Below are 22,664 nucleotides of genomic sequence, written 5' to 3' on the forward strand. Positions count from 1 at the left end.
CCGGCCGGTTCAGCCGCGGGCGCCCTCCCTGCGGTCGATCTGACCGACGAGTTCGCGCGCCAGCAGCTTGATGGTGTCCAGCCCCGCCCGGCCCCAGGGGCGCGGCACGGTGTCGACGGCGCAGACCGTGCCGAGCGCGATCCCCGTGCGGTCGATCAGCGGAGCTCCGAGGTAGGAGCGGATCCCCATGTCGTCGACGACCGGATTGCCGGCGAAGCGCGGGTAGTCGCAGACGTCCTCCAGCACGAGGGCCTTGCGCCGTACGAGGACGTGCGGGCAGTAGCCGTGGTCCCTGGCGAGATGGCGGATCCTGCGGCCACTGCCTGCTGCGACCGCACCGAGGCCGGACCCCTTTCCGTTGCCGGCCGGGGTGTGCAGCCCGGCGAAGAACTGCCGGTTCTCATCGATGAAGTTGACCATCGAGAACGGCGTCGCTGTCACTTCGGCCACCCTGTCGGCGAAGGCGTCGAAGCTGTCGAACGTCGTGTCTGTGCGCTCCCCCAGCCCGAGCCTGCGCAGCCGTGCGACCCTGGCGGGCCCGTCCCGGTCGACCGGTGTGAGCAGCGGCCGTTCGGTCCCGTAAGGGATCACGTACGGGCCCCGAAACCGGAGAGCGGCGCCGGGGCGGTGGCGTTGATGAGGTGCTGGACCAGGGTGACGAGCGCCCCGGTGCCCGAGCTGGCGATCCTGGCGTCGCAGAGCACAACCGGCACCTCGGGTCCGAGGTCGAGTGCGGACCGCACCTCGTCGGGTTCGTAGCGGTAGGCACCGTCGAACTCGTTGACCGCGACGACGAATCCGATGCCTCGCCGCTCGAAGAAGTCGACAGCGGCGAAGCACTCGGCGAGCCGGCGTGTGTCGGCCAGCACGACAGCTCCCAGCGCGCCCTTGGAGAGTTCGTCCCACATGAACCAGAACCGCTCCTGGCCGGGCGTGCCGAAGAGGTAGAGCACATGCTGGTCGGACAGCGTGATCCGGCCGAAGTCCATGGCCACCGTGGTGGCCGTCTTGGACTCGATGCCCTCGAGATTGTCGGTCCCCACGCTGACCTGGGTCAGTAACTCCTCGGTGCTCAGCGGCGCGATCTCGCTGACGGCGCCCACGAACGTCGTCTTGCCGACGCCGAAACCCCCCGCGACCAGGACCTTGAGGGCCACGGGAAAGTATTCGGAGCCTCGGGTGCTGTCAGAGCTGTCGTCGTAGACCATCGAGCACTGCCTCCAGCAGGGATCGGTCGGTGGGCATGTCATGGAATGCGGGGGCGTGCGCGGTGACCGCGCCGCAGTCGACCAGGTCGGACAGGAGCACCTTGGTGATGACGGCGGGCAGCCGGAGATGCGCGGCGATCTCGGCCACGGAGGTCGGGCCGCCGCACAGCTCCAGCGCCACGGTGTGCTCGGGGCCGAGGTGTACCTGCGGCTCGCTCCCCGTCGCCATCACCAGGGACAGCAGATCGAGCACGGTGGTCGGCCGCGTGCGGCCGTTGCTCACGGTGTACGGGCGGATGAGCCGGCCGGCCGCGTCGTCGAGCAACGGCCCGTCCTGCGGGGCCGGCACTCTCACAGCCCCGGGGTGAACGGTGCCCCGGCGGTCTGCCGGAGCGGGGTCGCCAGGTACGGGCGGACGCTCTTGACCAGCATGGCCATCTCGTAGCCGAGCACGGCGGCATCCGCCTCACGGCCGGAGAGGACGGCGAGACAGGTTCCGGATCCGGCGGTCGAGACGAACAGGAGCGTCGAGTCGAGCTCGACCACGACCTGCCGCACATCGCCGTTGTCACCGAACCGGGCGCCGGCGCTGCGGCCGAGGGAGTACAGACCCGCGGCCAGGGCCGCCATGTGGTCGGCGCTGTCGGCGTCCATGCCGTGGACGGATTTCACCAGGCCGTCGGCCGAGAGCAGGACCGCGCTGCGCGTGTAGGGCACGCGCTGGACCAGCCCGCTCAGCAGCCAGTCGAGGTCCGAGACCTGACCGGACGGCATGTCGCTCGTCATGGTGACTCCTTGAAGGTGTTCTCGGTTCGTGGATCCGAATCGGGCAGTTGGAGGCCCAGGAAGCCCTCCGCGGGCGGTTCGGCACCGGCCTGCGTCGCCGTGAGGCCGCGGACCGGCAGCGGGGCAGGGGCGTGGGTCCGCTGCGCACCGACGGACGGGAAGTGACCTGGCGTCGTCACGGGCCGGGTGTCCGGCGTCGCGCGCGGCGGGGAGCCGTCGGCGGGGTCGTGGGCGGGTACGGGCTCGGGGTCCTCGGCCGACTGGGCCTCGGCGAGGTCGACCCCGCGCCGGAAGGCGGCCATCAGGCCCGGGTCGTGCAGGACGTCCTCGTCCTCGGTACGGGGGACGGGGGCCTCCCTCAGTTGCGGCACCAGGTGCTCCTGGTTGCTGCGCCTGGGGAGTTGGGGACGGCCCGGTGCATCGCCGACGGCACCGGGGGCACGCGTGGCCGCCACCGCGCGGTCCCGGTGCGGGGCCGCCACTCCGGTATGTGCGTCGCTGTCCCGCAAGGGGCTTGTGCCGGGCGGGGACGCGGCGGGATTCGGGCCGTCGACCCGCTCGGCACGGAGCGGCAGCGGAGGCCCCTCTCCTGCGCGCCGTGTCTGCCGGGGCGGCTGGTCCAGCCGCGGTGGGGCCGGAGCCGCCTGGGGCAGTGGGGGCTGGGCGGCCTGGGCGGCCTGTGGCAGTGGGTGCTGGGCCGCCGCCGGGGGCAGCGGGGCCGCGTCCTGGGCGGGGGGCCGGTGTACGGCTCCGAGCGGCGGAACCGGGGCGCCGCCTTCCCGCGCCGCGGTCTCGTCGTCGATGCCAAGAAGTACCTGCGGCAGCACGAGTACCGCCTGCGTGCCGCCGTAGATGTTGCTCTGCAGGCGTACGGCGATTCCGTGTCTGCGGGCCAGGGACGCGACGACGAACAGCCCGATCCTGCCGTCCTGGAGCAGGTGGGCGACATTGACCTGGTCGGGGTCGGCGAGCAGCGCGTTCATCCGCTTCTGCTCGGGGCCCGGCATGCCCAGCCCGCGGTCCTCGACCTCCAGGGCGAGCCCCGCGGTGACCCGCTGGGCGCGGAGCAGGACCTGGGTGTGCGGGGCGGAGAACACGGTGGCGTTCTCCACGAGTTCGGCCAGCAGGTGGATCACGTCGGCGACAGCGTGTCCGCGCAGGGTGCCGTCGATGGGCGGCACCAGTTTGACCCGCGGGTACTGCTCGACCTCCGCGATCGCCGAGCGCAGCACCTCGGTCATGGTCACCGGATTGCTCCACTGGCGCCGCGAAACGGCGCCGCCGAGAACCGCGAGGTTCTCGGCGTGCCTGCGGATACGGGTGGCGAGGTGGTCGACGTGGAAGAGGCCCTTGAGCAGGTCGGGGTCCTCGACCTCGTGTTCCAGCTCGTCGAGGATCTGGATCTCCCGGTGCACGAGGGACTGCAGTCGTCTGGCCAGGTTGACGAAGACCTCGACCTTCTGTTCGTTCCCCGTGCTGTTGAAGAGCTGCGAAGCCTGGACGACGGCCGCGACGGCCCCGTCCTGCGAGCGGCCGAGTTCCTGGGCGAGCAGGTCGAAGGCGTCGGCGTCGGGAGCGGCGGGGGACGGCGTCCGCCGGGCGGGCACGGGTTCGCCGTTGCGGAGCTGCTCCACGAGCCGCTGCAGATCGGCGTCGCTCTGCGCGCTGGCGCGCCGGAGTGCGAGGCAGCGGTCGAGGACCCCGGTGACGACGCGGTTCGCGCCGAGGAAGGCCGCCGCCACGGCGGCGACGGCCAGCGCCCCGGATCCGCCGAGCGCCGCCAGGAGACTGCCGGACGGGCGCACGCCGGAGGACCGGATGGTGAAGATGACGGCCGCTGCCCCGCTCAGCACGGCGGCGACGGCGGGCAGCACGGCCGTCCGCAGCAGCTGTGGTCGCATGCGGGCGTCGGGGGCGGGCTGCGCGGCGCGCGGCCTGCTCGCGGCCGAGTGCGATCGGCTACCCGAACGGCCACCCGGACGGCCGTGCCGTCCGCCCTCGCGGCGTTCCGGTCGCGCGGTGGGTGCGCGAAGTTGAGACATCATCGTCCTCGGTACGTGGGGCACCAGGAATCGGCATTCATGTGGTGACACCTACGGTGGTCGGGCAGGCCTGGGTCAACGGCTGGACAGGCCCGACCGATATGAGCCCACCGTTGATCACCGGCAACACACGGTAGTCGCGTATCGCCCGTGTCCGCCGTGCAGTTGTCGAACTTGCCCGTCAGGCATCCCGCTCTGGTATGAGGGCTCGCACGTGCGGCCGATATCCATCCGCGAACACGCCCGGTCCCGGCCTCGAAACCCGCTCCCCTATTCGACCGGCGGGATACGTGGTCGGACCACACACGTGACCGGGCACCCATGTCTGCCGCACCGCCGGGCGTCCGGGAGTCGTCCGGGACACGCCTGAAGCCCCGTCGATCATTCGACGGGGCTTCAGGTCCTGCGCCACGCTCCGGCTCATGGCTACGAGCGGAGAAGGAGTGTCATGCCGGAATCCGGAAGCACGGCACCCCCACCGGAGCGCCGCGGCGACCCTCCGGCCACGGGACGTGGATCTCGGTCGGCCGTCGGCCGGGTCCCCCCGGCCGACGGCCGCGCATGGCACGGGCCGACACCTCCCGCACCACCTGGAGGCATCCCTCCGGCGGCGACGGCGGTCGTGCCCGTGTCACCCGCGACGGGTCCGGCCTACTCGACCCACTCGATCTCCCACCGGGACGACTCCACGAAGGATTCCAGCTCCGCCATGTCCTCCACCCAGTAGTCACCGCCGTCCGTCGGCGCAACGAGATCATTGACGAGAAGGATGAGATACCCGCCCGTGGACTCGGAATCATCGTGGAGTCTGACGAAGTAGCCCTCGTAGAAACCCGAGAGGATACGTCCGTCCCTTTCCAGTTCGATTTTTGTCATCTCTTACCCGACCAGTGGGATGTGATTGTTGGCCAGATGCTTCTTGGCTTCGTCGAAGATCTCCAGATGCACGTGCGGTATGAAGGGCCAGTGGCCACCCTCGAGCGAAGCGGGGTCAATACGGAATCCACGACGCCCGTCGGCACTCCGGAACACCCCTCTGCCATTGCTCACGTCGCGTGCACCCTCACCGAGGAACTCGCGTCCGGTTGCCATCGCGTCCTCCATGGTGATCTGGAGCGGACTATGGAGGCTTGACTTCCGCTTATGGAACACGGTGTCGACGTTGCTTTCGGCGGTCGCGATCGTCTCCTCGATCACGTCGTTCCGGACCGAGCCCTCGCCGCAGTTGTGCACCAGCAGGGGGGTGACCCCTGCCTGCACATAGTACGTGTGGATCCCTGCCACGGTCAGGTCGTGCGTCCGCTGCCGCTTCTCGAAGTAGCGGAGACCGTCGAGCGTGACGGTCGCACCGTCGGCACTGAGCAGGGTCATGCCGGAGCGGAGGTCTCCCGCCTCCACCCATCTGCCCTCGGACACCGACCAGAAGGGGTGCGTGGTCGTCGAGACCAGCGATTCCGACACTCCGGAGTCGCTCGTGACGGTCAGGTCGACGAAGTGCTTGTCGTCCTCGGTGACGATGGTGCCGACCACTTCACGCACGGTGGACTCGCCGGTCTCGGGGTCGGTCACGCTGACCATGTCCCCGATTTCGACGTCCTCGATGGGCTTCGTGCTCCCGTCGGCACCGAGCACCTTCGTACCGGGAAGGAAGCTGTGGTTGGCGGGCTTGACCGGGCAGGAACCGTTCTCGCCCTTCTTGAGCGCGGCAGCGGCCTTCTTCTTGGCGGCGGCCAAGGCGTCCGTCGCTTTGGAAAGCCCGTTCTTGGCCTTGCTCACGGCCTTGCTGGCGTTCCACATGTCCTTGACGCCGCCGACCAGATCACCCACGAGGTTGACCACTCGTTTGGCGAGCCTGGCCCCCTTCGCCCAGTTCCATGGCGCGCCGTACTTGGCGAGGATCTTGCCTGCGAGGCCTCCGGCGAAGCTGCCCGCGATGTTGAGCAGCGTCTCGCCGCAGGCACCCATGTCACCGCTGGAGACACAGTCGAGCGCCGCGTCGATCCCGAGGATGTCCCGGGCGATCTTGACCAGTGCCTTGGCCGAGGACTTGATGCGCTGCTTGGCTGCGGACTGCTGTCCCTGTGCACCCGCGAGTGCGTCGGAGGCCTGGTCGACGGCCTTTTCCTCGTTGAACGTGGAGCCGGGCTTGCTGACGGGAAGGCCGCCCTGGCACTCGATCAGCCCCTGCAGGCACTCGGGAATGGCCATGCCGCTCGGGTCCGCATGGGTCACCGGACTGTTGTTGGCATAGGCGTAGCCGTTGATCTGCTGCGGCTGTGTGTAGTCGATGATCGGGTCGACGGAGATGAACTTCCCGATGATCGCGTCGTACTCCCGGGCCCCCAGGTGGGTCAGTCCGGCCGAACTGTCGATGGTGCCGTCGACGAAGCCCTTCTCGCCGGGCCAGCTGCCGGCCGCCTTGCCCCGCTCGTTCCCGAAGGGATCGAAGCGGCGCTGCGAGATCGCGCCGGTAGCGGCGTCGATGGCGAGTTCACCCGTGCCGTGGTGGTCGGAGGCGAGAAACGACAGGGTGCCGTCGTTCGTTCGCACCGCGACCGTCTGGCCTGCGTGCGTGTAGTAGCGAGTAGCTTCCTTCTTCGTGCCGTCGGCGGAGAGCTTCAGCTCGACACCGGGCAGGTACACCGTCGTACCCGACGGGTCCTTGCCCTGGATCCGGTTGCCGTCGGCGTCGTACAGGTAGGTGGTCTGGGTACCGCTTGCCTCCTGGGCCTTGCCGAGCCGCCCGGAATCGTTCCACTCGAGCAGTTGCGCGTTACCACCGATCGTGCGCTTGGTCGTGTTCCCCGAGTCGTCGTACTCGTACGACGACTGCCGGTCGCCGGTCGGGGTCTTCTCGACGACCTTGGTGACCTGGTGCGGGCCGTCACCGAGCGTTCCCGCGCCTCCGTAGGTGTAGGTGCGGGTGATGTTCTGGGCCGCGTCGAGGCCCGTGTGGTGCACCGTGTCGGACGTCCTGTTGCCGATGGCGTCGGTGACGTAGGACTTCCAGTACGGAGCAGGCCCGCCCAGCGGGCTCGCGCCGGGGGCCGCCTGGCAGGCTTTCGGACCGGAGCCCTCCAGCGGTGCCGACGATCCGAGGGTGCCGCTGCCTGCGGCGTCCACGGCGCTCGATGTCGGGCTCCATGCCTCGGCCAGGCGCTGCCGGTCGTCGTAGGCGAAGCACTGGACGTCGGGCGAGGAGGCGTTCGCCGTGTCCGAGATGGACAGGACGTTGCCCGCCTGGTCGTAGGAGAAGTTGGACTCCTTCGCCGGGGCGGACGCCCCGTACACATCGACCGCCGAGCGGGTCAGCCTGTCGGTTCCGGTCTCGTAGTCGAAGGTCTCCCAGACCTTCTTCCCGGTGCCGGTGGACAGTTCGAGCTGCTGGACGTGGCTCTGCTTGGAGTAGACGGTATTGCTGACGTACGGCGTCGAGCCGGTGAGTGTCGTCGGACGTTGGAGTTCGTCGTATCCGTTGACCAGCACCTCGGCAGGCAGGTCTCCTGCCGCGGGGACACCGGCCGACTGCAGGGAGCCGTCGCGGTTGTACGCCGAGGTGAAGGTGTACGTGCCGGCGAGCAATCCCTGCGAGGCGGGCACCACGTAGTTCGTCTTCGTCGGCCGGTAGAAGTCGTCCATCGTCTGGATCACGGTGCCGAAGGACTCGGTCGGGGAGATGTAACTGATGTTGGCCCAGGGCTGGCCCAGCAGACCCGCCTTGTCGTACCGGATCTCCGAGAGCCGGGTACCGGTGTTGGCCTCCCCCTGCCACGAGGACAGCGGGCGGCCGAGCTTGTCGTAGACCGAGGAGATCTTCTTGTTCCGGCCGTCCGTCGTGGACGCCGGGCGGTCGAGCGCGTCGTACGCCGTGCTGGACGTCCCCGCGTCGGGATCGACACTCTTCGTCCTGCGGCCCAGCTGGTCGTACTCGTAACGCCACACGTTGCCCTTGGCGTCCGTGACCGTCTCGAGCTCGTTCTTCGGGGTGAAGGTGTACTTGGTGACGTCGTAGCCGGACAGCGGGTTCGGCGAGTCGCTCCGGTAGTGCCAGATCTCCTTGGTGTTGCCCGCGGAGTCCGTGACAGTCGTCGTCGGGACGCCGCCCTTCGGCGGGTCGACCGTCGTGCGCTCACCGTCGTACGTGTTGGTCGTGCGCCACTGCTCGACGCCGGAGACCGCCATGATCTGCGCGGTGGCGCGGCCCAGGCCGTCGTACTCCATCAGACTCTGCTGGCCGACCTCGCCGTTGTGGACGATCAGCAGTTCGTCCGACGCGGCGCCCGCGGCGTTGTACGTGGCGTTGGTCTTCTTGACCTTGCCGGTGCCGTCGTAGAAGGAGTCGGCGACCATGCGCGTGCCGCCCGGGCCCTCCGTCTGGAGCTGCCTCGGTCGCAGCAGGCCGTCGTACAGCTGGTACTCCGCGCCGTACGATCCGTCGTTCTCGATCTTCTCCGTCTTGATCGCGACGACCTTGTCGCGGCGGACGTTGTACGAGTACTTGATGCTCGGGGTCTGGGTCTTCGCACGGTCCGGGAGCCAGACCGAGGTCAGGCGGCCCAGGCCGTCGTAGGCCAGGTCGGTGCGCTTGCCGTTCGGGTCGGTCTGGCCGGCCGACATGCCCCAGGCCGGGGCGTAGTCGGTGGTCGTGACGTGGTTCAGCGCGTTGGTGTTCTTGGTCTGCGAGATCAGGCCGTTGACGTCCGTGTACGCGGTCTTCGTCTCCGCCAGGCTCGCGTCCTTCTGCGACAGCGGGCGGCCGAAGGCGTCGTAGGTCGTCGTGCCGGTGACCTGGTACGTACCGGTGGTGCCGTTGTGCGAGGTCAGGCGCTCGGTCGTCGTCGCGTCACCCTTGGTCGGTGCCGCGCCGAAGGCCTTGCCGTCGTAGGAGGTGCGTTCGTCGGCGTGGACCTGGGTCCTGCGGTCGGGGGTGGCGGAGCACTTCACACCCACGGCCTCACTGCGCGAGGGCAGGGTGAGGAGGTTGGCCGCCGTGTTGTCGGCGTACCAGGTGCGGGTGCAGGTGTCGTCGACCGCCGTGGAGACGTCCCCCTGGTCGTCGACCTCCAGGACACGGCCCGTGCCGTTCCCGGTGTCGTACTTGATCGTGCTCTTCGTCGCGCGCCAGGTTCCGTCGGACAGCAGGCTGTAGCCGCGTTCCGTGTCGGACCGGACGAGCACCGAGTGCGAGGTGCCCCAGTCGCGGGTCTGGGTCGCCGTGTAGTGCTTCCACGGCTCGCTGATCACCTTGGAGACGAGCTTCGTCCCGTCGTAGGTGTGCGCCTCGAGCTGGTGGCCGGTGAACTCCTCCGAGGAGGTGTACTCGACGCCCGTGGAGTCCTTGACCTTCACCGAACGGGTTCCGCCGTCCGGGTCCTTGTCGCCGTCCATGCCCTGCAGATACGTGTAGTCGATCCGCGAGGTCTGGTTGTCGGCACTGCCGCTGGTGACCTTGACCTTGCTGTAGCCCTGCCAGCCGCCCCACGTGAGGTACTTGTCCTCCGTGATGCCGTCCGGCTTCGCCTTACGCCAGGCCGCGTCGCCCTGGTAGTCGTAGCGGGTGACGAGGCTGTCGCCGCCTCCCGTACGGTCGGTCTCCACGATCTCGGCGACGACGTACTTGTGGAACCAGTCCGTGATCGGTTCGACCGTGCCGGGCGGGGCCCACTTCACCGGGTAGCAGCGCTTGGTCGACTCGCCCGGCTTGGGCAGGGCGGCCTTGGTGCAGTCGGTCGCCGCGTAGTTGACGTCCAGCTGGGCGCCCGTCTCGCTGAGGACGGCCGCGAGCCGGAAGCGGTGGAAGGGGGCGATGTTGTCGCCGACGGCGTCGACGCGGTTGACGAGCTGCTCGCCGTAGAGCTCGAGCGTCGGCAGCTTCGCCGCCGTACCGACCCGGCCCTCGTGGTCGATCTTCGACAGCCAGAGGGTCTTGGAGTCGTCACCGTTGTCGGTGAACAGGTGGGTGAAGGTCCACGCGTCCACGTCCTGGTACTCGGTGGCGCTCTTGCGCATCTGGGTGGTGATGCCTGTCAGGCGCTTGGTGGTCCAGAACGTCTGGCCCACGGTGCACTTGGTGGCCGCCTTGCACTCCTGGTCGACCGGGGTGTCCGGCCAGTGCGCGGCGTTCGCCTTGGTCCGCTTGGATTCCGCGCAGTCGAAGTCGGCGGTGGGCAGGCAGCGTTCGGCGACGTCGAAGACGGCGCGGGCGGGCGCCTTGGCCGCGTAGACCTGGCCGTCGCGCTGGCCGTAGTCGACCCGCTCGAGGTAGCCGCCGCGGTGGTACGCGGTGCCGTTGACGTCCGTCTTGCCGTTGAGGGCGTAGTAGTTCGTCTCGGGAACGTAGAAGTAGGACATCACGTTGCCGTGGGTGTCCTTGACGTGGTCCAGGCTCCAGCGCCAGGCCTGCTTGCAGTGGGCGCTGGTGAACGTGGCGTTGTAGCAGGGCTCGCCGGAGTCGTCGCCGAAGACGGGCGCGGTCCAGGTGGAGTCCGTCGTCTCCTTGCCGTCGGTCCATCCCGGCAGACGGTTCAGGCCGAACCAGTACTCCGTGCCGTCGGCGGTGGTGACCTTCCAGTGCTCGCCGTCGTTGTCGCCGTTCGTGGCACCGGTCAGCTTCTCGACCTTGGTGCCGTCGTCGGACGAGAACTTCCAGGCGCCGGTCGTGTCGTCCTTGATGAGCTCGGACGAGCTGCCGTTGAGCATGATCGTGGCGTTGTCGAAGGCCCAGCACTGCTCACCGGAGGTGGAGTGCCCGTCGTCGGAGCACGGCTTGTAGCGGCGCTCGATGTACCCGGGGTCGTACGAGAAGCCCTCGCCGACCCAGGAGCCCTGGTTGTTGGTCACCGAGGTTCGGCCGTCGGCGGACTGCGAGGAGTAGCCGAGCCCGATGCTGGGCGACTGCCCGCCCGGCGTGGGGACCGTGCGCAGCGGATAGCTCCAGCTGAAGCCGCCGGAGGAGTTGGCGACGCTCCAGGTCGCTGACGGGGCGAGCGCGGTCGCCTTGTAGCTGCCCTGGGCGGAGGACGGGCCCGCGGCGAGGGCGACGAGCGGTGCCGCGCTCGGCGCCGCCTTCGCTGTCGTGCCGGAGGCGGGCGCCGCGGCGGCCTGGACATCCGCCGAGACGGTGCGGTCCTCTGCGCTGTTCACCGTGGCGAGGGGCTTGGCCTGCTCCGGGCATGCCGTGCTGCCGGGGGTCGCCACGACCGCGCAGGCGGGGAGCTGGACGAGCTGCAGACGGGCCCCGTAGTCGCCGCCGTACGCGTCGGCGAACTTCGAGTAGTCCACGGAGAGGCGGACCTTCGCGCCCTTCGCCGCGGCGTCCGTGCGCTCGACGCGCATCAGCGCGCCGGCGCCGAGGGCCTCGGCCCGCTTCGCGGGCAGTACGTCGACCTCGACCTCTGCCGGACCGGCCGGCGACACGGTCTCCTTGGACGTCTCGGATGTCTTGGACGTCTTGGACGTCTTGGACGGGATCGCGGTGACCGCGACGGGCAGCCCGCCGACGTTCTCCTCGACGGGGCTCGTGGTGGCCACGGCGACCTTCGCGCTGCCGCCTGCCGGCCAGACCGCCTTGTCCAGTTGCTTGACGGCGGCCTTCTTCGCCTCGTCCGCCGGGCGCTTCTTCGACTTCGCGTTCTTGCCCGCGACGGGGTCGCCGAAGTCCTGGACACCGGGTCTGCCGCGCCCCTCCTGCCCCGGAGCCGACGGCACAGCCTGGACTGCGCTGCCGGTCAGGGCGAGGGTGATGCCCAAAGCGGTCGCTGTGAGCAACCGCCCGGGCAGGCGCCGGTTCAACAACCGGCCTCTGAATGCCATCACGTGTCTCCGCACGTAGTGAGGGATGGGACTGAAACGGGCGGATGTGCCGGCTCCGTCCGGAACCGGCACACCCGCCCGTCGGGATCACATGTTCGGGAGCGGTGTCCCGTTGGCCATCTGCCGGATCGCGGTCATGTCCGCGGCCCCGCTGTAGACGCGGACCTCGTCGATGGCGCCCGCGAAGTACTCGCTGCCGCCGCCGAGAGCCGAACGGCCCACCTGCAGCGCGCCGGTGGCGCTCCAGAGGGTGTCGTCGGTGCCGTGCGCGATGTCGGCGAGCTGTCCGGCCACGTACAGCCGGATCTCGTTGGCGAACGCGTCGTAGACCACGGCGAGGTGCTGCCCGGCCATGTCGACGTCCGGGAGCGTCTGGTCATCGGTGAAGGTCTTCACCGGTGCTGTCGCCGAGTCGGACTCGGCGACCGCCAGCTCCCACGTCGAGGAGGATTCCGCGTCGGCCGCGGGCCGGTAGCGGACCGCGAGGCGGTTGGCGGCCTGGCCCGGCAGCGACAGCACGGTCTGCGGCACGGTCGCGTCCAGGGAGGTGAGTTGCACGCGGGCCGTCGCGGTGAAGCTGGCCGCGCCGGTGACGGGTGCGGTGGCCGTGGACGCGTAGTCCCCGTCACCGTCGAGCACCAGGTGCCCCGCGCCGACCATCGGGTACGGACCCTCGAAGTACGGGTCGTCCGTGGGCGCGTTGTAGATCGAGGCGTTGCCCGCGAGGGTCAGTTTCTGGCCGGTGCCCGTGTCCGCGGAGGCGCCTGCGGCCGCCGCGTCGAGCTGCCAGTAGTTCATGCGGGTCGGCTTGACCGTCATCATCTCCGCCACCTGGGCGGCGGGCAGGACGCGGTCGAACACGCGGACCTCGGCGAGGTCGCCGGAGAAGTTGTCCCGGTAGCCGCTCTTGGCCGTGGTCCGGCCGATCTGCAGCGGCCCGTACGACTTCCACAGCGAGCGCCGGGAGGCGGTGCCCTTGGAGTCCTTGTTGATGTAGAGGCGCAGCTCGGACTTGGCGGCGTCGTAGACACCGGTCAGCAGCACCCACTGGTCGGGGACCACGCTGACGCCGGTTGCCACGGCCTTCCACTCGCCGAGTGTGTCGACGTCGGTCACCGGGACGGAGAACGCCCAGGTGCCCGCCACGTGGTCGTAGCCGAGGGTGAAGCCGGGCTCGCCGGTGCCGTCCTGGCTGATGACGGCCATGTCGCGCGTGGGGGTGCCGTTAGGGCGGACCCAGGCGCTGACGCTGAAGCTCTCGGAGGAGTCCAGCACCGTTTCGTTGACGTCCGCGTACGCGGCGGCGGTGCCGTCGAAGCGGGCGGCCGAGTCGGCCTTGCCGCCGGGGCCCTCCACGCCGAAGGTGACGCCGGTGCCCGTGTCGGCCGAGAACGCTCCCGTCTCGTCGTGGGCCTCGGTGCTCGACGGCTCGTCGGCGAGGTTCCACTGGCCGGCGACGGGGGTGCCCTCGGTCACCAGGAACTCGTAGTGCGCCTTGGTGCTCGGGTTCTCCGCCTTGTCGACGGCGATGACGTCGACCCAGTGCCGTCCGGAGCGGGTGGGCATCCAGTTCACGGTGGCGGGTCCGCCGGGTGTGGCGGCGTTGACCGTGGTGGCCGGGGTCGCGGTGCCGTCGAACGCGTACCGGTACTTCACGACGTCGGTGTCGGGCACCGAGTCGTTCGGGTTCGGCGCGAAGGTGAAGGAGCCGTAGGTGCCGACACCGTCGTGGTACACGGTGTCGGACGGGTACTGCTTGGACAGCACGTTCGGCTTGCCCGGCAGAGTCTTGTCGTACATGAACTCGCAGCGCACGGTGTCCCCGTCGTAGCTCCAGGGGCCGTATCCGTCACCGTCGTAGGCGCGAGCGCTCCAGTAGATGACGGTGTTCTGCGGGATGGACGACTTCACCGTGTGGGTGAACTTGGTGCCGGACGTGGGCGCCAGCCAGGACGGGGTGAGGTACGAGTAGGTCTTGGCCTCCTTGGTGACCGGGTCCGTCCAGTCCACCTTGAACTCGACCTTGACCTTGTCGGTCAGGCCGTTGCCGTGGTCGGGGTCGCTCGCCACGGCCTGCAGCTGCGGCGGCACCTCGGAGAAGGGTCGGCCGGCACCGCTGGTGCAGATGCCGCCCGGGTTCTGCGAGAGCGTCGTGATCTTCCGCGGCAGGTTGTTGTAGCTGATGGACAGGTAGGCGTTGCCGCAGACCCGCTTCCACTCCGGGAGTCGGGTCTCGTCGGCGGCCCGCAGGCCCAGCGTCATGGACGACCAGCCCTCGGCCGCCGCGGTCTTGACCTCCGTGGTCAGCTCGCCGGTCGCGCCCGACTCGAAGTGCAGGTTGGCCTGGCTGGAACAGCTCGTGGGCGAGATGGCCTTGTCGACGGTGGCGATGTGGTCGGTCCAGTCGTCCGAGGTGTTGGACCAGCTGGAGGAGGAGGAAATGCTGTAGTTCTTGCCGCCGATGCGGTAGAGCCGGATCGGTTCGGCCGTCGGCGAGGCGCTGTAGATGTGCTCGACGCGTGCGGAGAACGTCGCGCCGAGGATCTGCTTGCCCTTGTAGAACGACATGGGCATCGTGAACAGGGTCCGGCGCACCCCCACACCGTTGCAGGAGACCGGGCTGTAGTCCGTGGGGCACTTGCCGACGCCCGCGCTGCCGGAGTACTTCCAGTCCTGCTCGCCCGGCATGCCGGACATCACGCCGGTCCACGCGGTGCGCGAAGTGGTGCGCTGGATCGGGTCGATGACGACCGGGAAGACGGTGTCGTCGCCCTGGAGCAGCTTCTGGTCGGGGACGAGGGACAGCTTGCCCTTGGCCACCTCGATACCCAGCGGCGAGGTCCGGCCACCGCCGCCGGGGCCGGCGAGGGCCGCCTTCGGCGCGACCGCCGGGGCGGGTGCGGCATCGGCGGCCGCGGCGGCGAGCGCCTTCGACACGGCCTTGGGACCCTGTGCCCTGGCTGCGGTTTCCTTCACCGCGGCGGAGTCCCACATCACGGGCTTGCCGGCTTCGAAGACGGTTCCGCCGACGGCCGCGTCCTCGGCCTTGATGGCGCCGGAGGCGTCCTCCTTGACCTTGAGGCCGTCGGTCTTCAGGCCCAGATCGAGCCGGGCCAGCCTCGGGTCGGCCGCGGCTTCGGGGGTCTTGACGACCAGGAGGTGGCCGAAGCCGTCCGCCTCGGCGCGCACCGTGAGGTCGACGCCGGGCAGTGCGTCCTTGTACGTGGCCGTGTCGCCGTCGAGCGCGGGAGCGGGCAGCTTCCCGTACGGCCAGGTCAGGGCCATCTCGCGGCCCGCCTGGTTCATGGTGACGAACGGCTTGCCGGCCGTGCCGTCGGAGAAGGACAGGGCGACCGCCGCTGCCTTCGGCGTGACCGTTCCGTCGGCGTGCCGTACGAGGGTCCGGTCGATGTCGACCCACGTACCTTCCTGGAAGGTACGGACGGGGTCGGTGTACTCACGGGCCGTGAAGGTGCCGTTCGGCTCGGCGTAGATCTCCCGGCGCGAGGTGCGCATGCCGAGGATCTCGACCTTCTGGCCGCTCTTCTTGGCAACGGTCAGCGCTTCGGCCTCCGTCTGCACCGGCTTGCCGGCAGCGGCCATCGACGGCTCGGGGGCTTCACCGGGGGCGGGAGCCTCCGACCGGGCGCTGAGGACGCCGGTCATCACGGCACCCGCCAGCACTGCGGCGAGCGCGCCACGCAGCACCGGGCCGCGTCGTATGCGTCTGGACATGCGTCTGTTCTCCAGGTCGTTCATCAACGTGCCACGGCTCCGAACGCGACGTCACCCGTGGGGATGCCGCCCTCACCGGGCTTGAAGGTGTGGGTGGGTGCGCCGCCCGATGCCGTGTTCCAGCCGAAGGAGTGGACGGCGTGGCCTGCGGCGGGCCCGTAGGGCATGCCCACGTACAGGGCGGAGGGGGTGGCGCCCAGGCTCATTCCGGCGAGTTGACGGGAAGCGGGTTCCGCCGGGATGCCCCAGCCGGGTTCGAGCCAGGCGTCGGAGGCACCGGGCGCACCGACGAGCGGGAAGATCTGCACTCCGCCCTTCTCCATGTGTTCTTCGGCGGACTCCTCGCCGGGCACGCCGACTGCCAGCCGGGTGGTGGTGGCGGAAGCCGTGCTGTTCGGGGAGGTGTTGACCGCGGCGAGCCGCTGTCCGAAGAAGTCGCCGGCCTCGGTCTGGTCCTCGGCATCCGCCGTGTTCTGGTCGAGCCAGTAGACCTGCGTGAAGGTCCCGGAGGCCGTGATCCGGAAGACCTGGACGGCTCCCGCGTCGACCGTCGTGGACAGGTCCTCGCCCGGAACGCCGACGGCGAGAAGGACCTCGGTCGTCGAGGTGGCGCCCGAGGGCCGGTACGGGACCATGGCGAGTGCGGTGCCGAAGGCGTCACCCGCCTCCTCGGCGCCCTGGATGACGTCCTGATCCTGCGCCAGGCCCACCAGCGGCTTGGGAAGGCCGGAGACGAGGGTGTGGCTGAAAACCGCGACACCTCCGGCGAACGGCACGGTGCCTATCGCCTCTCCCGGTGTTCCCACGGCGAAGTGCGTCGGGGTGGCTGCGAACGTCGAGCCGAACCGGTCGTCCACCTCCATCTCGCCCGGCACCGCCCCGGCGGTGGTCGTGTCCTGGTTGACGCCGACGGCGGTCGCCGCGTCGGCGGAGAGGTAGAAGAAGACGCCGGCGTCCTCGACCGTGCCCAGCGCTTCACCGGGGGCGCCGATCAGCAGGTACGAGGTTCCGGCCGCGGTCTTTCCGCCGGCCAGGGCGTATCCGACCCAGTCACCGGTCTCCCGGCCCCCGCCGAGCGAGGCGGTCGAGCCCTGGGAGTGCTCCTTGACAGCTTTCCCGCCGGCGGGTCCGGCCGCCGAACCGTAGACGATCTGGACCAGACCCGCGTCGCGAATCGTGAGGTCGTCCGCGGCGAGGTCCTCGTACGGGATGCCCACGGCGATGTCGCTGCAGCCGTCGGCGTCCGCGTCGTAGACGGCGAACGAGAAGCCGAACTGGTCGTCGGGCTCGGCGCCCCCCGGAACATTCGCCGTCTCCTGGGACAGCTGCATGCTGCCCTTGCCGCCGCCGTAGACGATGTGGAGCAGACCGGCTCCCGGGACGCCGTTGACCGTCCCTTCGGGGTCGGCGATCACTGTGTCCCTGATGCCGTCGCCGTTGAAGTCGGAGTCCACGCCCGAGCATCCGGCGGCCAGGGCGGTGGCGGGTGCGGTGAAGGGCGCTCCCGGACCGAACCCCAGGGCGAATGCGGTCAGGACGACTGCACTGGCGGCGAGCGCTGTTCTTCCTCTGGCCGTGCGCCGCGGCGGGCGCATCGGACTGGTCACGGAAATGGTTCCTCCCCTGGTCGTTCCGGCTCGTCGGCCGGAGGTCCCGAAACGTCTTCGGGCATGCGTGTGACGGCGTCGGCCGGCATTCATGGATGTGGCGGGCCCGGCAGGTGCGGACGGCGCGCGAGGGCACGGGCCGGTACCTGACCGGGCGGGGCGGCGCCCGGGTCGTACGGGGGTCACCACCTGATGGGTCCTGTGGATACGCCGGCCACCGCGGCGTCGCGCGCACGGCATGCGTGCGCCCGGCCGGGTCAGCTCAGATATGCGCCGAAGGCAGCACTGCCGGCCGGGATACCGCCCTCACCGGGGCGCCAACTCTGCGTGGGTGCGCCGCCGTTCGGGGTGTTCCAGGGGAAGGCGTGGACGGCTCTGTTCTCGGCGGGACCGTAGGGGACGCCGACGTACAGCGACGTCGGGCTCGAACCCAGGCCCATGCCGGCGAGCATGCGGGGCGCGCGCACGGCGGGAATGCCGTCTCCGGGTGCGATCCAGCCGTCACCGGCGCCCGGCTCACCGAGCAGCGGAAGAACGTGCACGCCGCCCTCTTCCGGGTACTCCTCGGTCGACTCCTCACCGGGGGCCGCCACCGCGAGGCGCATCGTCGCTGCGGTGCCCGTGGCGGACGGGGAGGTGTTGGCCGCGGCGAGACGCTGTCCGAAGAAGTCCCCGGCCTCGGCCGCCCCCTCGACATCGGGGTGGTTCTGGTCGATCCACTTCAGGTGCTGGAGGGTTCCGTCCGCCCGGATGTCGTACGTGTGCACGGCTCCGGCGTCGACAGTGGCTGCCAGATCCTCACCGGGGACACCGACCGCGAGGAGCGAGTCGTTGTTCGCGGTCGACCCGGCGGGGCGGTAGGGGGCCATCGCCAGCGAGGTGCCGTACTGGTCTCCGGCCTGTGCGGTGGTGTCACCGCTGCCGCTGCGGCCCTGGCCCATGCCGAAGAGGGGGTCCGGGACGCCGTCGGTGTTGATCGAGGGCCGGAAGACGTTGACCGCGCCGGCGAACCCCACGTTCTGGGACGTCGTGGCGATGGACTCGCCGGGCGCGCCGACGACGAAGTGACGGTCCGTCGCGGCGATCGACGCGCCGAAACGGTCATGGGGCTCGGGATCCTCCCAGACGCCCGCCGAGTCCTGCGAGACGTGGGCCACGTTGTAGCCGGTGCCGTAGACGTGGTGGAACATCCCCGTGTCCACGCCCTTGCCGCTGTCCGCGCCGGGCACTCCGATCACGAGGAAGGGAATCCCGGTGGCCGATGTGCCCGCGGCGACGGCGTGTCCGACCCAGTCCTCCGCGTCGTAGGTGCCGCCCAGTCTGCCGTCGGCTCCCTGCCGGAAACCGATGGTGGCGACTCCTGCCGGTGCGATGCCCGTCGGCGAGCCGTAGATGAGGTGGACGAGTCCCGCGTCCTTGACCGGCCCGTCCGCCGCGTTGATGTCCTCGAACGGGATGCCCACGGCGATGTCGCTGCAGCCGTCGAGGTTGGCGTCGTAGACGGCCGACGAGAAGCCGAACCGGTCGTCGGTCTCGGCACTGTCCGAGACGTTCGGGGAGTCCTGCGACAGCGCGAACGTCCCCTTGCCGCCCCCGTAGACCACGTGGATCTGCCCGGCACGTTCGTTGCCCGAGACGGTGGCCTCGGGGTCGGCGATGACCGAATCGCGGATGCCGTCCCCGTTGAAGTCGTGCGGCGCTCCGGCACAGCCCGCGGCGGCTGCCTGCGGAACGGACAGCACCGGGGGGCCGAGCAGCGTGAATGCCGCCACCAGCGTCATCCCGCCGGCCACTCGGCCGCTCCGTCTGCCTGCACGAACCATCGATCAAGCCCCCACCCCTGCGGCACGAAGCTCCTCGAGCGTTCGCGACCTCCCCGATTGATACCCCCGCTCTGGTCGGCTGCGTTGCACGCCGCGACGAAGATCCCCGCTTCATCGCCCCCGGTCCTGGGACCGGTGGTGCAATTCGCATGATCGACAGAGGTGAGACGGGACTTTGCCATGTGTTCCGAGCGCTGCGCAAGAACACATGTCCGACATTTACTTATCGGTAACAATCATGGTTCGGTCACAGCTCGTTCACAGGTGGCTCATGGCTTGGCCACACGCCGGAGCGCGCACGGACAGCGCGCTCCGGCGGAAAGTCCCAGCGCGACGGGCGAGCTCTTTCCCCTGGTCCCCGTCAGCGCTCGCCCGCAAGGTCGAGTGCGTCCTGGGGCGCCGCCGACGCGCCGTCCGCCCCCGCCGAGTCACGCCACGGGCGCGCGGCGAGCCCGGACACCGAGCGCCACCAGCGCTCCGCGGGGAGCTTCCCCGCCGGCTCGAAGGGCTCGCCGGGCCGCGGGAAGGCCACCGCCTGCCCCAGTTCCTCCGCGGCGTCCTTCGTCCACTCCGCCGGCTCGGACCACGGGTGCGGAGCGAGGTTGAAGGTGGCCCAGTGGATCGGCAGCAGGGTGCCGGCCGGCCCGCCGCCCTGCAGGTCCAGATGTGCCTGCACGGCCTCGGCGGGTGTCATGTGGATGTCCGGCCAGTACTCCGAGTAGGCACCGAGCTGGATCATCGTCGCGTCGAACGGTCCGTGCTCGGCGCCGATGTCCCGGAAGCCGGAGAAGTAGCCGGTGTCACCGCTGTGGTAGATCCGGTGCTCCGGCCCGGCGACGACCCAGGACGCCCACAGCGTGTGCTGCTGGTTGCGCAGCCCGCGCCCGCAGAAGTGCCGCGCGGGTGTCGCGGTCAGGCTGATCCCGGCGATCCGTACGGTCTCGTTCCAGTCGAGCTCGTGAATCCGGTCGAGGGGCACGCCCCAGCGCTCCAGATGGGCGCCGACGCCGAGGGGGACCGCGAAGACCGTGTCGGTGCCGGCCAGGGTACGGATGGTCGGCAGGTCGAGGTGGTCGTAGTGGTCGTGGGAGATCACGACGACGTCGACGGGGCCGAGCGCGGCGAGCGGGAGGGGCACGGGGTGCAGCCGCTTGGGCCCGGCGAAGGCGAACGGCGAGCAGCGCTCACCCCAGACCGGGTCGAAGAGCACCCGCCGCCCGTCGATCTCGGCGAGCACACTGGAGTGACCCATCCAGGTCAGCCGGAGCCCCGTGGCCGGCGGCCCGGCCAGATCGGCGAGCGTGGTCGCGTGGACGGGGACGGTGCCGGTCGGCGACCTGCGGGCCCGCTCCTCCTTGCGGAAGTAGACCTTGGCGAATTCGAGCATGGAACCCGACGGCCGGGTCCGCGCCCCCTCCGGGTTCTGGAAGACTCCGTCGGCGAAATTGGGCGAACGCGTGATGCGCTCCATCCGGGCTCCGGCCGGGTCCGCTCCGAAGGCGTCGGGCCGCAGCGAGCGGAGTCTCATGCGGAGCGAAGGCTGATTGTCGGCGCCGGTCACAACATCTCCTGAGGGAGTCGGTGTCGTCCCATTATGGGCGGGGGGTACGACGGGGCAAGAAAATGGCGGTGAACGGAGCAACACCGACGGCACCGCCGCCGGACAGCGCTGCGTCAGGCACGCGGCTGCCCGTACACATGCTCGATCCTCAGCGTCAGGACGACCCTGCGGTCGTTGACCATCGCCTGTCGATAGTCGTCCCAGTCCGGGTGCTCGCCCCGGACGTCCCTGTAGAGCGTGATCAGCTGTTCCACGGTCGCGTCGTGCGGATCGGCCGCGAACGGGGTCAGCTCGGCGGTGGCGTCGACGACCGTCCACGCCCAGCGGTCGCCGCTGGTCACGTGGTAGCTCGCGCGCGGATCCCGGCGGAGGTTGCGGGTCTTGGCCCGGCCCTCGGTGATGGAGACCCGGATCACGCCCTCGTCGGGGTAGTAGGCGTGGTTCACATTGGACAGCTGGGGCCTGCCGTCCTGCTTGAGGGTGACCAGCACCCCGCCGTCGTGCTCACCGACGAGTCGGAGCAGCGCTTCGCGCCCGGGTTCGATGTCCGTCATGCAGACTCCAACGTCCGCACCCGCCCCAGGATTCCGCAATGCGGTGCCTTCGATCTCACATCCGGCGCACCGCCGTGACGGGAGCACCGTGGCCGCCCCGCGTCCGTCCCTCTTTGACAGGGGCGCCACCTCCTCCCAATACTGAATGACCATTCAGTACGACCCACCGAGGAGCCGCCGGATGACACCCCATTCCCCCGCCCCGCTCATCTCCCTGACCTGGACGGATCACGTCACGGGCCGGCAGGGGTACCTGGTCGTCGACCGACTGGTGCGCGGAGTTTCCAGCGGCGGGCTGCGCATGCGCAAGGGGTGCACCCTCGACGAGGTGACGGGCCTCGCCCGCGGGATGACCATGAAGGAAGCGCTGCACTACGACGCCGACGACGCACAGGCGCGCTACATCCCCCTGGGCGGCGCCAAGGGCGGCATCGACTGCGATCCGCGGGAGCCCGAGGCGTACGGCGTGCTGGTCCGCTATCTGCGGGCGGTGCGCCCCTATGTCGAGAGCGTCTGGACGACCGGCGAGGATCTCGGGCTCACCCAGGACCTCGTCGACCGGGCCGCGGCGGAGGCCGGGCTCGTCTCCTCGGTCCAGGCTGTCTTCCCCCTGCTCGACGACGAGGCGGCGGCCCGCAGGCGGCTGGCGGACGCGTTCGCCGTCACGGTGGACGGGATCGGGCTGGACGAGCTGGTGGGTGGGTGCGGGGTGGCCGAGTCCGCGCTCGCCGCACTGGACCGTGCGGGCGTCGCCCACAGCGATGCCAGGGTGTCCGTGCAGGGGCTCGGCACCATGGGCGGATCGACGGCGCGCTTCCTCTCCCGGGCCGGGCTCAGGGTCGTGGCGGTCGCCGACGTCAAGGGCACGATCGCCAATCCGGCGGGACTGGACGTGGAAGCCCTTCTGGCGGCCCGCGACGCGTACGGGACGGTGGACCGGGGGGCCCTGCGGGACGGGGACCACGAGCTGCCTGCCGACGCCTGGCTGACCACCGACGCGGAGGTACTGGTTCCGGCAGCCGTCTCGTACGCCGTCGACGAGGTGAACCAGGCGTGGATCAGGGCCCGTTGGGTGGTCGAGGCGGCGAACATGCCGGTACTGCCGGAGGCGGAGGCGCTGCTCGCCGCGCGCGGGATCACGGTCCTGCCCGATGTGGTCGTCAACTCCGGTACGAACGCCTGGTGGTGGTGGACCCTGTTCGGCGACATCGAGGCCGACGCGGACGAGGCGTTCGGGCACACCCGCCGCTCGATGCGCGCCCTGATCGACCTGATGCTGGCCCGCGCCGAGGCCGACGACTGCACTCCGCGGGAGGCGGCCCACGCGATCGTCGCGGACCGGCTGCCGGTCATGGCGGAGCGGTTCGGCTGGTACGCGCGGTAGGGGTGCGGGGCGCACCCCCACCGGGCCCTTCGGCGCGGGTGCGGGGCGCGCCCCCACCGGGCCCTTCGGCGCCGGAGGGCGCGCCGCCGGCTGTGGAGGCGATTTGACGCCATGGCGCCTTCCCGCCACCTCCAATCGCTACCACTCCGCCA

At 70.1% G+C, this 22,664-nt stretch carries 13 protein-coding genes; 1 reads left to right on the forward strand and 12 read right to left on the reverse strand.

Features of this window, described 5'->3' with window-relative positions; genetic code table 11:
* Positions 1-9 precede the first annotated feature (9 nt).
* The 12 genes from ACFQ6X_RS28505 to ACFQ6X_RS28560 form a co-directional block, all read right to left on the reverse strand.
* Positions 10-591, reverse strand: coding sequence for a GAF domain-containing protein (locus ACFQ6X_RS28505; protein ID WP_383185535.1), 582 nt, complete (start codon positions 589-591; stop codon positions 10-12).
* On the reverse strand, positions 588-1,208 hold the full coding sequence (locus ACFQ6X_RS28510; protein ID WP_383185537.1) for an ATP/GTP-binding protein: 621 nt from the start codon (positions 1,206-1,208) through the stop codon (positions 588-590). The genes ACFQ6X_RS28505 and ACFQ6X_RS28510 overlap by 4 nt, the downstream gene beginning before the upstream one ends.
* The gene (locus tag ACFQ6X_RS28515) at positions 1,186-1,557 is read right to left on the reverse strand and encodes a DUF742 domain-containing protein (protein WP_099175472.1); all 372 of its coding nucleotides are present in this window, start codon (positions 1,555-1,557) and stop codon (positions 1,186-1,188) included. Before ACFQ6X_RS28515 ends, ACFQ6X_RS28510 begins: the two co-directional genes overlap by 23 nt.
* Positions 1,558-1,559: 2 nt before the next feature.
* Positions 1,560-1,994 carry a roadblock/LC7 domain-containing protein gene (locus tag ACFQ6X_RS28520; protein WP_329205269.1) on the reverse strand — a complete coding sequence of 145 codons (435 nt, stop codon included), beginning with the start codon at positions 1,992-1,994 and terminating at the stop codon, positions 1,560-1,562.
* Positions 1,991-4,036 (reverse strand): ATP-binding protein, encoded by a 2,046-nt coding sequence (locus ACFQ6X_RS28525; protein ID WP_383185539.1) that lies wholly within the window; start codon positions 4,034-4,036, stop codon positions 1,991-1,993. The genes ACFQ6X_RS28520 and ACFQ6X_RS28525 overlap by 4 nt, the downstream gene beginning before the upstream one ends.
* A gap of 651 nt (positions 4,037-4,687) precedes the next feature.
* Positions 4,688-4,912, reverse strand: a complete 225-nt coding sequence (locus ACFQ6X_RS28530; RefSeq protein ID WP_383185541.1) for a hypothetical protein — start codon at positions 4,910-4,912, stop codon at positions 4,688-4,690.
* A 3-nt stretch (positions 4,913-4,915) separates the two neighbouring features.
* Positions 4,916-11,848 (reverse strand): polymorphic toxin-type HINT domain-containing protein, encoded by a 6,933-nt coding sequence (locus tag ACFQ6X_RS28535; protein WP_383185543.1) that lies wholly within the window; start codon positions 11,846-11,848, stop codon positions 4,916-4,918.
* An 87-nt stretch (positions 11,849-11,935) separates the two neighbouring features.
* The gene (locus ACFQ6X_RS28540; RefSeq protein WP_383185545.1) at positions 11,936-15,583 is read right to left on the reverse strand and encodes a LamG domain-containing protein; all 3,648 of its coding nucleotides are present in this window, start codon (positions 15,581-15,583) and stop codon (positions 11,936-11,938) included.
* 23 nt (positions 15,584-15,606) lie between these two features.
* Positions 15,607-17,190, reverse strand: coding sequence for an FG-GAP repeat domain-containing protein (locus ACFQ6X_RS28545; protein ID WP_383185546.1), 1,584 nt, complete (start codon positions 17,188-17,190; stop codon positions 15,607-15,609).
* A 257-nt stretch (positions 17,191-17,447) separates the two neighbouring features.
* Positions 17,448-18,962 (reverse strand): VCBS repeat-containing protein, encoded by a 1,515-nt coding sequence (locus ACFQ6X_RS28550; RefSeq protein ID WP_383185548.1) that lies wholly within the window; start codon positions 18,960-18,962, stop codon positions 17,448-17,450.
* A 412-nt stretch (positions 18,963-19,374) separates the two neighbouring features.
* On the reverse strand, positions 19,375-20,574 hold the full coding sequence (locus ACFQ6X_RS28555) for an MBL fold metallo-hydrolase (RefSeq protein ID WP_383185550.1): 1,200 nt from the start codon (positions 20,572-20,574) through the stop codon (positions 19,375-19,377).
* Positions 20,575-20,687: 113 nt separating this feature from the next.
* A complete protein-coding gene (locus ACFQ6X_RS28560; protein WP_383185552.1) occupies positions 20,688-21,128 on the reverse strand; it encodes a PPOX class F420-dependent oxidoreductase in 441 nt (146 codons plus the stop codon).
* A gap of 181 nt (positions 21,129-21,309) precedes the next feature.
* Here ACFQ6X_RS28560 and ACFQ6X_RS28565 point away from each other — a divergent pair, with 181 nt between their 5' ends.
* A complete protein-coding gene (locus ACFQ6X_RS28565) occupies positions 21,310-22,512 on the forward strand; it encodes a Glu/Leu/Phe/Val dehydrogenase dimerization domain-containing protein (protein WP_383185553.1) in 1,203 nt (400 codons plus the stop codon).
* Positions 22,513-22,664 lie beyond the last annotated feature (152 nt).

Origin of the sequence: Streptomyces sp. NPDC056452, assembly GCF_042796085.1 — a bacterium.
Lineage (GTDB): Bacteria > Actinomycetota > Actinomycetes > Streptomycetales > Streptomycetaceae > Streptomyces.

What these genes read in the sequence shown, in the direction of transcription:
- ACFQ6X_RS28510 (WP_383185537.1), bottom strand. Translation starts at nt 1,208, where the DNA reads ATGGTCTACGACGACAGCTCTGACAGCACCCGAGGCTCCGAATACTTT.
- ACFQ6X_RS28520 (WP_329205269.1), bottom strand. Translation starts at nt 1,994, where the DNA reads ATGACGAGCGACATGCCGTCCGGTCAGGTCTCGGACCTCGACTGGCTG.
- ACFQ6X_RS28525 (WP_383185539.1), bottom strand. Translation starts at nt 4,036, where the DNA reads ATGTCTCAACTTCGCGCACCCACCGCGCGACCGGAACGCCGCGAGGGC.
- ACFQ6X_RS28530 (WP_383185541.1), bottom strand. Translation starts at nt 4,912, where the DNA reads ATGACAAAAATCGAACTGGAAAGGGACGGACGTATCCTCTCGGGTTTC.
- ACFQ6X_RS28535 (WP_383185543.1), bottom strand. Translation starts at nt 11,848, where the DNA reads ATGGCATTCAGAGGCCGGTTGTTGAACCGGCGCCTGCCCGGGCGGTTG.
- ACFQ6X_RS28540 (WP_383185545.1), bottom strand. Translation starts at nt 15,583, where the DNA reads ATGTCCAGACGCATACGACGCGGCCCGGTGCTGCGTGGCGCGCTCGCC.
- ACFQ6X_RS28560 (WP_383185552.1), bottom strand. Translation starts at nt 21,128, where the DNA reads ATGACGGACATCGAACCCGGGCGCGAAGCGCTGCTCCGACTCGTCGGT.
- ACFQ6X_RS28565 (WP_383185553.1), top strand. Translation starts at nt 21,310, where the DNA reads ATGACACCCCATTCCCCCGCCCCGCTCATCTCCCTGACCTGGACGGAT.